Raw genomic sequence first — 12,476 nt, 5'->3', positions numbered from 1 at the left:
CTTATGCCTGGCGAAAAGTAAGAAACGCTTAGCGAAACGGCGGCTCGTTAAAGGTGCGCAGCTTACGCGAGTGCAGCTTGTCGCCTTCGGCGCGCAGCAGCTCTACAGCCCGAATGCCGATCTGCAAATGTTCGGAGATCGCCCCTTCATAAAAGCGGTTCGCCTGACCCGGCAGCTTAATTTCGCCATGCAGCGGCTTATCGGAAACGCACAGCATGGTGCCGTAGGGCACGCGGAAGCGATAGCCCTGAGCGGCGATAGTGGCGCTTTCCATATCGACGGCGACCGCGCGGCTGAGGTTAAAACGCAGCGCGGATGCGGAGTAGCGCAGCTCCCAGTTGCGGTCGTCGGTGGTCACCACCGTACCGGTGCGCAGCCGCATTTTGACCTCCTCGCCCGGCATGCCGCTGATCTCCTTGGTGGCGTCATACAGCGCGCGCTGCACCTCGGCGATGCTGGGGATCGGGATATCGGGCGGCAGCACCGCGTCCAGCACATGATCGTCGCGCAGATAGGCGTGCGCCAGCACGTAGTCGCCGATCTGCTGGCTTTCGCGCAGGCCGCCGCAGTGACCAATCATCAGCCAGGCGTGCGGACGCAGCACCGCCAGATGATCGCAGATGGTTTTGGCGTTGGAGGGGCCGACGCCGATATTCACCAGCGTAATGCCGCGTCTGTCGGGCGCGGTCAGGTGCCAGGCGGGCATCTGATGCTTTTTCCACGCCAGATCGGAGAGCGCCGCTTCCGCATTTTCGGTATCTTTGGTGATAAAGGCGCCGCCAGCGCAGGAGAGTGCGGTATAAGGGCTGTTTTCATCGGCGATCTGCTCGCAGGCCCAGCGCACAAACTCATCGACGTAGCGCGTGTAGTTGGTAAACAGTACGAAGGGCTGAAAATGCTCCGGCGGCGTGCCGGTGTAGTGGCGCAGGCGCGCCAGCGAAAAGTCGGTGCGCAGCGCGTCGAAATGGCTGAGCGGGAAAATGCTGGTGGTATTGAAGATACCGTCCGCCGTTTCATCGCCGATATTTGCCAGATCGGTCGTAGGAAAATGCTTCGACAGCGCGCTGCTCATGGTGCGATCCAGTTCGAGATCGGAACCGTCAATCACGTAAGGGAAGGGGATCTCCTGACGCGAAGGGCACACTTCGATCGTCACCTCATAGTCGCGCTCGATTACCGACAGCTGTTCGCGCAGATAGTGGCGCAGCAGTTCCGGGCGGGTAATGGTGGTGGCGTAGCTACCGGCATGGCTGAATCGACCCCAGGCGCGGCTGCGGTTTTTATGCGGCGAAGCGCCGTCCCAGCTGATGCGCAGCTCCGGGTAAACAAACAGGCCGTCGGCGCGCGCCTGCGCGTCGGGTAGCGAGCCTTCTTCAATAAAGGTTTTAATCGCATTGCGCAGGGCGTTTACGGCCTGGTAGTAAAGTGCATCCAGTCGCTCCAGCGCCTGCGCGGTGGTTAATCCATTAGCGGAATGGGCAGTGGCCATTGTGCCTCCTCAGGTTTTCAGCTCTGCGTTGCACTATAGCTTAGAACCATTCCGCTGATACCGATTAGTCGGCTAACATTTTTTCCAGCGTAATCGGCAGATCGCGAATGCGTTTGCCGGTGGCATGAAATACCGCGTTGGCGATCGCCGCCGCCACGCCGACTATTCCCAGTTCGCCCACCGCCTTGCCGCCCAGCGCGCTTGCCTGATAGTCCGGCTCGCCGACGTTGATCACCGCCATATCCGGGATATCGGCGTTAACCGCCACCAGATAGTCCGCCAGGCTGGCATTGAGAATGCGGCCGTTGCCATCGTCGATCTCGCCTTCTTCCAGCAGCGCCTGGCCGATGCCCATCACCATCGCGCCGATCCACTGGCTTTCCGCCAGTTTCGGATTATAGAGACGGCCGCTGTCGAAGGCGCCGACAATACGCCGCACACGCACCGTGCCGAAATCTTCATCCACCGCTACCTCGACAAAAATGGCGCTCCAGCTGTGCGCGGAGTAGCCGCCTGCGGTTGGTGGAATCATCTTCGACGAGGTGCGGTCGGCCGCCTCGCGATCCTGCTGCGTGGCGTCGGGCGGAAAAGTGTCGGCATGCGTCTCCAGCGCGTCGCGTCCGGCGCAGCGCAGCAGATCGGCGAAGCTCAGGCTGCTGCCGGGCTGACTGAACAGCCGCAGCTGGCCCTGCTCAAGAATGACATCTTCGCGGCGTGCGCCGAACAGCGGCGATTCGGCGCTGCCGACCGCCAGCGTAATCAGCTCCTCGCGCAGCTTCAGCGCGGTTTTATACACTGCCGCGGTCAGCAGGTTCGCCAGCTGCGAGCCGCCTGCTACCGGCGCGCGCGGCAGATCGGTATCGCCGAGGCTGACGCTGATGCGATCGGAGGCGACGCTCAACACCTCGGCGGCGGTCTGCGCCAGAATGGTGTAGGTGCCGGTGCCGATGTCGGCACCGCTGCTGCGCACCTCCAGCGTGCCGTCCTGATTCAGCCGGATGGCCGCCTCGCCGGGGGTACGCCGCACCGGGTAGCTGCCGGAGGCCATGCCCCAGCCGATGCGCTGACGGCCTTCACGCAACGTGCCTGGTTCCTGCGGGCGCTGCGCCCAGCCGAAGGCCTGCGCCCCGGCCTGATACGCCTCGCGCAGCCGCCGCGAACTCCAGGGGATCTTCGCCTGCGGATCTTCATCCGCATAGTTGCGCAGCCGCAGCTCAAGCGGGTCAAGCTTCAGCGCGTACGCCAGCTCGTCCATCGCCACCTCAATCGCCCAGCTGCTGGGGTTTTCGCCCGGCGCGCGCATCCAGCCGGGATTAACGGTGTTGACCGGCACCAGTTGATGGCGGGAGATAAAATTAGGCACCGCATACATAATGGCGGTGACCGAGTTGCAGGGTTCCAGATGGGTATCGTCGCGCGCGGTTTCATTCCAGCTTTCATGGACGATCGCCTGAAGTTTGCCCTCGCTGTCGGCAGCCAGCTGCAATGCCTGGCGCGTGCGCGGTCGCCCGCCGAAGCCGGTAAAGGTCTGCCCGCGCGTCAGCACCAGCTTCACCGGACGGCCCAGCGCGCGCGAGGCGGCGCATGCCAGCGCGGAGTGGGGCTGGATGCCGCCCTTCGAGCCGAAACCGCCGCCGGTGAAGGGCGACAGCACGCGCACTTTCTCAATATCGATGCCCATCCACTGCGCCACCACGCTGCGCGCGCCGCCGACCCACTGGCTCGGCTCCCAAAGCGTGATTTCACCGTCGCGCCAGTCGGCGATGCAGCCGTGCAGCTCAATCGGCAGATTATATTCACGCGGCGTGGTGTAGACGCCGCTGACCGTCACGCTCGCCTCACGCAGCGCCTGCTGCGCGTCGCCCCACTCAATATCCAAATCCCCGACCGGTTTCGGTTGAGCGAGAGGGTCGTCAGGATGAATAATGGCGGGCCGCACCTCATAGTCGATATGGATGGTGGCCGCCGCCGCTTTCGCCTGTTCCAGCGTTTCCGCCACTACCAGCGCCACATGCTGCCCGTTCCAGCGCACGCCCGGCCCCTGTAGCGGCACGAAAGATTGCGCCGCCGCGCCGCCGCTGGCGAAGGTGGCCGCCGGATGAATCGTCAGCCCGCTTTCGTGGGTGTAAACTGCCAGCACGCCGGGCATCTGACGCGCGGCGTCACAATCGATATGGGTAATTTCTCCTTCAGGAATCGTGGATTGCACCACTATGGCGTGGCAAAGATTCTCCACCGGATGATCTACGGCGTAGCGCGCCAGCCCCTGAACTTTTAGCCGGCCGTCGGCGCGATCGCGGCGCGCGCCCAGCCCTTCAATCATCGCTTCGCCGTTGGCGATGTTGCGCTGCGTCAGAATGTCGCTCATGCCTGGCCTCCCGCCGCCAGCAGCGCCCGCACGATCACGCGCGGCGCCAGGGTGATTTTATAGCCGTTATCCGCCAGCGCGCAGGCGTCCTGCATCGCCAGCGGCGCCAGATCGCGCAGCTGCTGCTCATTAAAGGGTTTGCCGCGCAGCGCCTGCTCCAGCGCGCGGGCGCGCCAGGGTTTGGTCGCCACGCCGCCCAGCGCGATGCGCACATCGCGCAGCGTGACGCCATCCTCTTCCAGCGCCAGCCCGACGGCGGCGCTGGCGGTAGCGAATTCATAGCTGCTGCGATCGCGCACTTTCAGATAGTGCGAGCGACGCAGCGCGGGCGTGACCGGCAGCTCGACGGCGGTAATGATCTCGCCCGCATGCAGATCCTGCTCCAGATCGGGTCGGTCGCCCGGCAGCAGCAGAAAGTCTTCCACCGCCACGCGGCGTTCGCTGCCGTCCGGCGCCCGCAGCAGCAGGGTGGCGTCGAAGGCGGTCAGCGCTACCGCCAGGTCGCCGGGATAGACCGCCACGCACCGATCGCTGTTGCCCAGCACCGCATGGTTCGCGTTATGACCGCTCAGGGCGGCGCAGCCCGAACCGGGCTGACGTTTATTGCAGGCGTGATAGCCGTGCGCGTCGCGGAAATAGCTGCAACGCGTGCGCTGCATGATGTTGCCGCCGATGGTCGCCATATTGCGCAGCTGCGCGGAGGCGGCGCTGGTGAGGCTTTGCGTCAGCGCCGGCGCCGCCTTTTGCAGCGCGGCGTGCTGCTCCACCTGGCTCATTTTGCTCAGGCTGCCGATGCGGATAAGGCTGTCGCTGACCGCGATCTCTGCAAGGCCGGTCAGCCGGGTGATATCGATGAGCGCGTCGGGCTGTTCCACGTCGCACTTCATCAGGTCGATAAGCGTGGTGCCGCCCGCCAGCAGGCGATGGCCCGGCGCGCTGGCGGCCACGGTCGCCTCGCTGATATCGGCGGCGCGCTGATAGTCAAATTCTCTCATGCCGTCTGCTCCTCTTTCAGCTGCTGCGCCGCTTCGCGTACCGCGGCGACGATAAAGGGATAAGCGCCGCAGCGGCAGATATTGCCGCTCATGTATTCGCGGATCTCATCGTCGCTGTTGGCATGGCCTTCGTTGATGCAGGCGACGGCGGACATAATCTGGCCCGGCGTGCAGTAGCCGCACTGGAAAGCGTCGTGGCGTAAAAAGGCCGCCTGCACCGCATGCAGGGTCGCGTCCGGCCCGGAAAGCCCTTCGATAGTGGTGATCTCGCGATCTTCCGCCTGTGCCGCCAGCGTCAGGCAGCTCAGTACGCGTTCGCCGTCAATATGCACCGTACAGGCGCCGCATTGCCCGTGATCGCAGCCTTTTTTCGCGCCGGTGAGGTGGGCGTGTTCGCGCAGGGCGTCAAGGAGGGTGACTCGCGTATCCAGCGCGAGAGGATGATCTTTGCCGTTGATGCGCAGCCGCATCACTCGTTGCTGAGCCATATCGAACTCCGGTTACAGGATGGAGGATGACGGCGGCCGTCGCGCTTCAGCGCCGGGCAACGCTGTCCACATTGCGTTCAAAAGAGAGCGAAAAGGGCCGCTGTAGCGACCTTATTATGTAAAGGGATAAGTGTAGACGCTCTGTGGGCGAACAGGGGAAGCGGCAGGCGCGAGCCGCCGCGCAGGGGCGGCAAAAGATGGCGCAGCCGTCCGCAAGGGTAGGGACGGCGCGCGAATTAATGAATCATATGGCTGTGCCCAGGTGCGCCGGTTTGCAGCAGCACCAGCAGCTGCGACAGCGGATTGCTGAGCACAAACTGATGGCAGCCGGTGCTGGCCATCAGTTGCGACATCGCCACCGCCAGGTTAGCCAGCGCGGTTTCCGGCGGCATATTTTGCTGTTGCAGCAGGCTTAACAGCTCCTGGACGGAGTCCTGATTCGCGGCCGCAACGATTTTCTGCGGCTGCTGAGATAAGGTTTCATCGCACGGTTTCATACGCGAGGCTCCTGACAAACGAATTCCAGATAATCCTGAACGCTATATATTGGCCAATCAAGGAATTTCAAGCATAAAAAATCAGCAGTCATTCGTAAATTTAAGCGCTGCGTGCCTCCTTGCGGGAATCGCTATGCGATTGCGGCGCAATATCGTCTATTCTGACCTGACGCAATGTATCAAACCGATCGAAGGAGAAACAAAATGAGTGAAGTTATCGCTATTGTCGCCACCGTGATCCCGAAAGCAGGCGAGGCGGATGTGGTTGAGCAGGCGCTGCGCACCGTAGAGCGCGAAGTACAGGGCGAGCCGGGCTGCCAGCAGTATCAGCTGCATCAGGATCTGGAAAATCCGCAACACTTTGTTTTGCTGGAGCGCTGGGAATCAGAAGCGCATATTCAGCAGCACAGTGAAGCGGCGCCGTTCCTGCGTCTGATGGAAACCATTAAAGATCGCGCCGAACTACAGGTAACAAAACTGAAAGTGCTGGCCTGATGCCATAAACGCGCCAGTGATAAAAAGCCCGCTCACGGTTGCCTGAGCGGGCTTTTTTGTCTGCGGCTTTTGCCCGGCAGAAGCGGTCAGTTACCCAGTCTGCTATGACCGATCTGTTCGCGCATCCGGCGACAAATGACCAGTAATACCCCGGCGCTACACAGCGGAAACAGCGCCAGTAGCAGCCAGGGATAGCTGGCCTGCGCAGACGGCACCAGCGCAAGATCCAGCAGGCTGCCAAAGAGAAAGTTGCCGATCAGCACCGCGCAACCGCCGGCACTGGCAAGGGCGCCATAGTGCGCGCCGAGTGTGGCTTCTTCAGCAAAATGCGGAATAAGGTCTTTCGCCGCAGGTACCAGCAGCATTTGCCCTACGGTGAGTAAGGTGACAAAGCAAGCCGCAGGCAGCAGGCGAAGCCCGCTGGTTGAGGGAGCATCGGCGGCGAAAAACGCCACGCTCAGAAAAGAGGCGGATACCAACGCAAAGCCCGTGGGCAGACTCCAGACCGGCCCGACGACGCGAGCCAAACGGGCCAGCGGCAGTTGAAAGGTAATGATTAATAACGAGGCCAGCATAAACAGCGGCCCCAGATCTTTTTCGCTTCCGCCGACGCGTTGTATTTCCACCGGCAAAGCCAGATAAAGCTGGTTGTAACTTAATAACCAGGCGCTGTACGCAACAATAAACGCGACAAACCGCGGCTGGCGCAATGCGGTCCACCAGGGAATGGGCCGCATGGAAGCGGGTTTTTTCTGTGTGGGCGGCAGTGAAAAAGAGAGCACGATCAGCGCCAGTAAAAAAACAGCGGCGCCGGCGAACGCAACCAGACGAAAGCCCAGCCCGGCAAATAGCGCCCCCAATACCGGGCCTAATACCGCGCCCAGTTCGCCGCATACGGCAAAAAGAGCGAACCATTCGGCGCGGCTGCGTTTACCGCTAGCCTCGCTTTGCTGGCCCGCTTTAGCGAGCAACGCTTCAATAGAGGGGGAAAACAACGCTCCGCCAACGCCGGTCAGGCAGGCGCCAAGTACAATTGGCCAAAGGGAGTGCCCCAACGCCAGCAGCAGAAATCCTGCTATGCGGATAAAACAGCCCCAAAGTATAACGATACGCGCGCCAAAGCGATCCGATAGCGCCCCGCCGACGATAAACATCCCCTGCTGTGAAAAAGTGCGCAACCCAAGCACCAGTCCGATGACGCCGCCGGATAACAGCATATCGTCGCGCAGGAACAGAGCTAAAAAGGGCACAACCGCATAAAAACCAATATTGAAAACAAACTGGCTGCCTAATAAAACAGGCGGCCAGATTTGCGTCATCGGTCGCAGGGAAGGCAAAAACATGAAATGACCTGCTGTTACGAAATAAAGTGGATATGTTTTTTGCCATGGTAAGGGGAAACCTCAATACGCGTTTCCACCTGAAACACCTGCCACAGCAGTGACTCGGTAAGCACCTGTTCCGGCGTTCCTCTGGCGATAACGTTGCCATTCTGCATGACGATCAGCGCATCGCAAAACATTGCAGCATGGTTGAGATCGTGAATAGCGACGATACTGGTTACCGCCAGCTCGCTGATAAGCTTCATTAACTGGATTTGGTGATGGATATCCAAATGATTGGTCGGTTCATCTAACAATATCTCGCCGGGCGTTTGCGCCAGGGCTCTGGCGATATGCACCCTTTGACGCTCACCGCCCGACAGGCTTTGCCATCCCCGATCGCTGCATTTCAGCATATCCACTCTTTCCAGCGCTTCATCGACAATCTTATCGTCCTCCCGGCTCCAGCTGGAAAAGGGAGAGTGATGCGGGATGCGGCCCAATTTCACCACCTCCCGCACCCGCATATTCGCCTCGGTTGCTGCGTGCTGCTCAACGTAGGCGATACGGCGGGCCAGCTGTTTTTTGGCAATATGGCGCATCGCCTTGCCATCCAGCGTAACCGTACCCGCGTGCGGGCGACGAATGCCAGCAAGCAGGCGCAACAGTGAAGACTTTCCAGAGCCATTAGGGCCGAGTAGCCCGACGGTTGTGCCTGGGGAAACCGTGAGCGAGACATTGTCGACGATAACTTTGTTACCGACCTTCCAGGAGACGTTTTCAGCGCCGATACTCATGACTTGCTCCCTGAACGGTAAATAATGATGGCAAAAAACGGCACGCCGACCAGGGCGGTAACCACGCCAACCGGCAGGCTTTGCGGGGCGATTAGCAGGCGCGAAGCGATATCCGCTAATACCATCAGAATCGCGCCGGCCAGCGCGCTGGCGAGCAGCAAGGTGCGATGCAGCGGGCCGAAAAAGAAGCGCATAACATGCGGGACAACCAATCCCACAAAGCCAATCGATCCGGCCATGCTGACAATGGTGGCGGTAATCAGCGCGGTGGTGGTAAACAGGCTTAGCCGTACCCAGGCGACAGGGATGCCAAGCGAAAGCGCGGCATCGTCGCCAAAGGTAAAGGCATCAAGCGCCCGTGAGTAGTAAAGGCAGATAGCCAGGCCGACCAGCACCACCACCAGCACCAGCTGAAATTCAGGCCATCTTACGCCGCTAAAGCTGCCAAGCAGCCAGAACATGACGTCGCGCGCCTGCTGAGCGCTGGCGGAAGTACTGATGGTATAGGCGGTAATGGCATTAAAAAGCTGTGACGCGGCGACGCCAGCGAGGATAGTGCGCTCATTACCACCACGCGCGCCGTTGGTCAGAAACGCAACAAAGGCGAAGGCGGCGAAGGCGCCGGCAAAGGCGCCCGCTGAAAGCGTGACGGCGCCAGAGCCGATACCCAACACCACCACCGAGACCGCGCCGGTTGACGCGCCCGCGGAGACGCCCAGCACATAGGGTTCGGCAAGGGCGTTTTTCAGCAGGCTTTGCAATACCGCGCCGCAAATAGCCAGCCCGGCGCCGCAGCAGGCGGCCACCAGCGCCCGGCTTAAGCGAAAATCCCAAATGACGCTTTCATGGATACGATTCAGCGGAACATGGGTTAAGCCTGTTTTATTACCCAGCGCGCCTACTACGCTGCTGAGCGGAATAGAGAGCTCGCCAACGCTCACCCCAAGCGCAATAACCAGCGCTAACAGCACCAATGAAAGCACGCCAGACAGCGTCAGAAACAGGCCGCGTCGCGCCTGTTGAACAACAGTGGCCATTAATTCAATTCCATTTTTCTAAGCTGTTCGCCGATCTGTTCAGCGCCATACAGGGTGCGGATAGTCGGGTTCATCGCCTGGCCATCCATAACCACAATGTGACCTTTTTTCACCGCATCAAGCTGACTGACGGTAGGATCGCTGTTAAGAAATTTGATTTTTTCTTGCGCATTGTCGAGCGCCCAGCGATTACGATCGAGACTGGAAACCACAATCACATCGGGATTGGCGGCAATAATGCTTTCCCAGCCAACGGTTGGCCATTCCGCCTCGGAGGTTATCGCGTTATGGCCGCCTAACACATTAGCGATAAAGCCTGACGCGCTGTTTTTTCCGCCGACGTAAGCGTCAGCAGAGGGCGAGGAACTGGAAAACCAGAAAACAAAAGCGCGATTCTTATGGTTGGCAAACTCCTGACGTAAATTTATCTCACGTTGTTTAAAATCGGCAATTAACGCCTGACCACGCGCTTCCACATTAAAAATTTTCGCGAAATCTTCTATCTCTTTATAGAGATAAGTCATATCCCACAGTTTCTGGCGGCTGCCATACATATCCCCGACAGCTTTTTTCGTGGCGCACATGCCCGGCGACATATAACTGTTTACGCCTAAAGTGGCGAGGTCTTCACGTTTAACGACTTTACTTTCTGGTCCCATGAGCAGGGGCAGCTGCGCGGCGACAAAATCAGGATTTTGCGCCAGAACCGATTCAAGGGTAGGGATTTCAACGGTTAATGTTTTTATTTTACTGTTTTTTTCCGCCAGCTGAGGCAACACTTTCGACGGCCAAAAGGCGGTGGCCACCATTTTATCCTGTAGCCCCAGCAGCATTAAAATTTCTGCGGTGTTTTGGCCTAATGCGACCACGCGTTCGGGCGCGGCGGCAAAGGTTTGTTGATAGCCGCAATTTTCAATGGTCAGCGGGTAAGTGGTGGCAAACGCAGAACTGACTGAGGCAAACATTAACCCTGCTGCGCAGATGGCTCTCTTCATTTAACGCTACCCTTCATAAAAATTATTGTTGTGTTTTCAGTAATTAATGGTCGGGTTAAATGATAATGAAAATTATTCCTAAAGCGAGAACTTTCTCTTCTTCAGGGACTGTTTCAGGAGGAAATCATTGCCCGCCCAGGAAAGCTGAGCGGGCGGATGTCGTTAAATATCAAACAGGGGCGCGCGCTTTTCTCCCAGCGACTGCAGATAGTCCTGCGCGTTCTTTATCAGGCGTTGATAACGCTCTGGCTCCTGCGCGGCGATATTATGCTGCTCGCTGCTATCGGTGCGCAGATTAAACATCAGCGGCTGTTGCAGGCGTTTCGGCTGCCCGCCGTCATACTGCGTAAAGACCAGCTTATAATCGCCTTCGCGCCACGCCTCCATTTCGCCTTTGTAAAAATAGGGCATAAAGGTACGTGGGCTGGGCTGACGCTGTAAAAAGGCGGCGCTTAAATCAAAGCCGTCCAGGGTTTTCTGGGCATGAGTGCTGCCGGTGATCTTCATTAGCGTAGGCAGCAGATCGAGCGTGCTGCCGATATCTTCCACCACGGCAGGCTTGATTTTGCCAGGCCAGTTAATGATAAACGGCACGCGCTGGCCGCCTTCCCAGGGCGTACTCTTCCCATCACGCAGCGGCAGCGCCGAGCCGGAGATGCCATATTTGTCATACATCAGCCAGGGGCCATTGTCGGAGGTAAAGATAATAATGGTGTTCTCCGCCAGATTATTTTTCTTCAGCGCCTGCCGGATCTGGCCTACCGACCAGTCAATCTCCAGCATGATATCGCCGTAGCGGTTATGGCCTTTGCCTTTAAACTCTGGCGAGCCAAACAGCGGCACATGGGTTTGCGGGTAGGCCATATACATAAAGAAAGGGCGGTTCTTGTTCTCGCCGATGTAGTTGACCGCTTTCTCGGTGACCACTTTCGTAAAACTGGACTGCTGAAAACCCTGCGGTATCAGATAGTCGACCTGCTTGCCTTTATAACGATAAGAGTGATAGAGCGGAACGTTCCAGTACGCCTGACGCGGCTGGCTGTTGCTCTTTTCCACCACCGCAAGGGTATTTTTAAATATTTGCGGGTCGGAGGAGGTTAAACCGTCAAACAGATCGACCTGGGTGCTATAGCAGTCGTTGCTGATGGGAATGCCGAACCACTCATCAAAGCCGTGGCGGGTAGGGAAATCCTGCGCTTGATTACCCAGATGCCATTTTCCGTACATGATGGTGTGGTAGCCATTTTGTCGCAGTGAGTCGGCGATGGTTATTTCATCGGCGGGAAAACCGTCGGGATCTTTTTCCAGCAGCACCGGCGTTTGTGCGCCGTACAGCCCGGTGCGCGTCTCCAGTCTGCCGGTCATCAGCCCGCCACGGCTGGGCGAACAGACCGGGGAAGAGACATAAAAATGGGTCCAGCGCTGACCGGTCGCCGCCAGCTGGTCAAGATGCACGGTAGGGGTTTTCGCACCCTGAACGGAGATATCGGCCCAGCCCATATCATCAGCAAACAGTAAAATAATATTCGGGCGGGCTGGCGCAGCCGCAGGGCTTGCCAGCGCAGGCGCCGCTATTAATGCCAGACTTACCGCCGCCAGGCTTAATTTAGCGTTCATGTTTTCTCCCTTTTACAGTAACGTTAATGCGTACAATGAATCAGTCCTGTATCGGTTAATGTTTAAAACAGCAGATAAAATGGTTTATGCGTTATTCCCTGAAGATATTTATTGCGAGCATAAAAAAACCTGACGATGGCACATATGGGCCAGCATCAGGTTTCGCCTCATAATTTGAGTTACGATCGCCTCGTTAACATCCGCTTTTTAAATTAAATTGCAAGTATGGGGTTTATTATTGTGATCTCCTTCATAGGCTTTGTTATTTTTAATGGTAAAGATTGATTTATAACAAGGTTGCGGAATAACTGGCATGTTGTCGTGGCGTGTAAGTTATTATTTTATGCTGACGCCCACGGGTCGTTATGCATAAAAA

Annotated in this window: 11 protein-coding genes; 1 reads left to right on the top strand and 10 read right to left on the bottom strand. The window is 58.3% G+C overall.

Annotated features, from left to right (window positions below):
• Window positions 1-28: 28 nt before the first annotated feature.
• From C2E16_RS13340 to C2E16_RS13320, 5 genes are all read right to left on the bottom strand, one after another.
• Window positions 29-1,489: an AMP nucleosidase gene (locus C2E16_RS13340; protein WP_038625340.1), complete on the bottom strand. Its 1,461-nt coding sequence runs from the start codon at window positions 1,487-1,489 to the stop codon at window positions 29-31.
• 64 nt (window positions 1,490-1,553) lie between these two features.
• On the bottom strand, window positions 1,554-3,857 hold the full coding sequence (locus C2E16_RS13335) for a xanthine dehydrogenase family protein molybdopterin-binding subunit (protein ID WP_052133881.1): 2,304 nt from the start codon (window positions 3,855-3,857) through the stop codon (window positions 1,554-1,556).
• Entirely contained in the window at window positions 3,854-4,852 is a 999-nt protein-coding gene (locus tag C2E16_RS13330; RefSeq protein ID WP_038625341.1) for an FAD binding domain-containing protein, read from the bottom strand. The genes C2E16_RS13335 and C2E16_RS13330 overlap by 4 nt, the downstream gene beginning before the upstream one ends.
• A complete protein-coding gene (locus C2E16_RS13325; RefSeq protein WP_038625342.1) occupies window positions 4,849-5,340 on the bottom strand; it encodes a (2Fe-2S)-binding protein in 492 nt (163 codons plus the stop codon). The genes C2E16_RS13330 and C2E16_RS13325 overlap by 4 nt, the downstream gene beginning before the upstream one ends.
• 236 nt (window positions 5,341-5,576) lie before the next feature.
• Window positions 5,577-5,837, bottom strand: coding sequence for a hypothetical protein (locus tag C2E16_RS13320; RefSeq protein WP_038625343.1), 261 nt, complete (start codon window positions 5,835-5,837; stop codon window positions 5,577-5,579).
• A 204-nt stretch (window positions 5,838-6,041) separates the two neighbouring features.
• On the opposite strand from C2E16_RS13320, the gene C2E16_RS13315 reads away from it, so the two are divergent.
• A complete protein-coding gene (locus tag C2E16_RS13315) occupies window positions 6,042-6,332 on the top strand; it encodes a putative quinol monooxygenase (RefSeq protein ID WP_038625344.1) in 291 nt (96 codons plus the stop codon).
• Window positions 6,333-6,418: 86 nt separating this feature from the next.
• On the opposite strand, the gene C2E16_RS13310 is transcribed toward C2E16_RS13315, so the two are convergent.
• From C2E16_RS13310 to C2E16_RS13290, 5 genes are all read right to left on the bottom strand, one after another.
• Window positions 6,419-7,675, bottom strand: coding sequence for an MDR family MFS transporter (locus C2E16_RS13310; protein ID WP_038625345.1), 1,257 nt, complete (start codon window positions 7,673-7,675; stop codon window positions 6,419-6,421).
• Window positions 7,676-7,689: 14 nt separating this feature from the next.
• Window positions 7,690-8,451 carry a siderophore ABC transporter ATP-binding protein EitC gene (gene eitC / locus C2E16_RS13305; RefSeq protein ID WP_038625346.1) on the bottom strand — a complete coding sequence of 254 codons (762 nt, stop codon included), beginning with the start codon at window positions 8,449-8,451 and terminating at the stop codon, window positions 7,690-7,692.
• Window positions 8,448-9,488, bottom strand: a complete 1,041-nt coding sequence (locus C2E16_RS13300) for a FecCD family ABC transporter permease (RefSeq protein WP_038625347.1) — start codon at window positions 9,486-9,488, stop codon at window positions 8,448-8,450. The genes eitC and C2E16_RS13300 overlap by 4 nt, the downstream gene beginning before the upstream one ends.
• Window positions 9,488-10,483, bottom strand: coding sequence for a siderophore ABC transporter substrate-binding protein EitA (gene eitA, locus C2E16_RS13295; RefSeq protein WP_104951525.1), 996 nt, complete (start codon window positions 10,481-10,483; stop codon window positions 9,488-9,490). Before eitA ends, C2E16_RS13300 begins: the two co-directional genes overlap by 1 nt.
• A gap of 162 nt (window positions 10,484-10,645) precedes the next feature.
• Window positions 10,646-12,100, bottom strand: a complete 1,455-nt coding sequence (locus C2E16_RS13290; RefSeq protein WP_038625349.1) for a sulfatase-like hydrolase/transferase — start codon at window positions 12,098-12,100, stop codon at window positions 10,646-10,648.
• Between the last annotated feature and the right edge of the window lie 376 nt (window positions 12,101-12,476).

This window comes from Mixta calida, assembly GCF_002953215.1.
Taxonomy (GTDB): Bacteria; Pseudomonadota; Gammaproteobacteria; order Enterobacterales; family Enterobacteriaceae; genus Mixta; species Mixta calida.
The sequence above is the reverse complement of the archived record's forward strand: the minus strand, read 5'-3'. Positions and strand labels throughout refer to the sequence as shown.

What these genes read in the sequence shown, in the direction of transcription:
- C2E16_RS13340 (WP_038625340.1), bottom strand. Translation starts at nt 1,489, where the DNA reads ATGGCCACTGCCCATTCCGCTAATGGATTAACCACCGCGCAGGCGCTG.
- C2E16_RS13335 (WP_052133881.1), bottom strand. Translation starts at nt 3,857, where the DNA reads ATGAGCGACATTCTGACGCAGCGCAACATCGCCAACGGCGAAGCGATG.
- C2E16_RS13330 (WP_038625341.1), bottom strand. Translation starts at nt 4,852, where the DNA reads ATGAGAGAATTTGACTATCAGCGCGCCGCCGATATCAGCGAGGCGACC.
- C2E16_RS13325 (WP_038625342.1), bottom strand. Translation starts at nt 5,340, where the DNA reads ATGGCTCAGCAACGAGTGATGCGGCTGCGCATCAACGGCAAAGATCAT.
- C2E16_RS13320 (WP_038625343.1), bottom strand. Translation starts at nt 5,837, where the DNA reads ATGAAACCGTGCGATGAAACCTTATCTCAGCAGCCGCAGAAAATCGTT.
- C2E16_RS13315 (WP_038625344.1), top strand. Translation starts at nt 6,042, where the DNA reads ATGAGTGAAGTTATCGCTATTGTCGCCACCGTGATCCCGAAAGCAGGC.
- C2E16_RS13310 (WP_038625345.1), bottom strand. Translation starts at nt 7,675, where the DNA reads ATGTTTTTGCCTTCCCTGCGACCGATGACGCAAATCTGGCCGCCTGTT.
- eitC (WP_038625346.1), bottom strand. Translation starts at nt 8,451, where the DNA reads ATGAGTATCGGCGCTGAAAACGTCTCCTGGAAGGTCGGTAACAAAGTT.
- C2E16_RS13300 (WP_038625347.1), bottom strand. Translation starts at nt 9,488, where the DNA reads ATGGCCACTGTTGTTCAACAGGCGCGACGCGGCCTGTTTCTGACGCTG.
- eitA (WP_104951525.1), bottom strand. Translation starts at nt 10,483, where the DNA reads ATGAAGAGAGCCATCTGCGCAGCAGGGTTAATGTTTGCCTCAGTCAGT.
- C2E16_RS13290 (WP_038625349.1), bottom strand. Translation starts at nt 12,100, where the DNA reads ATGAACGCTAAATTAAGCCTGGCGGCGGTAAGTCTGGCATTAATAGCG.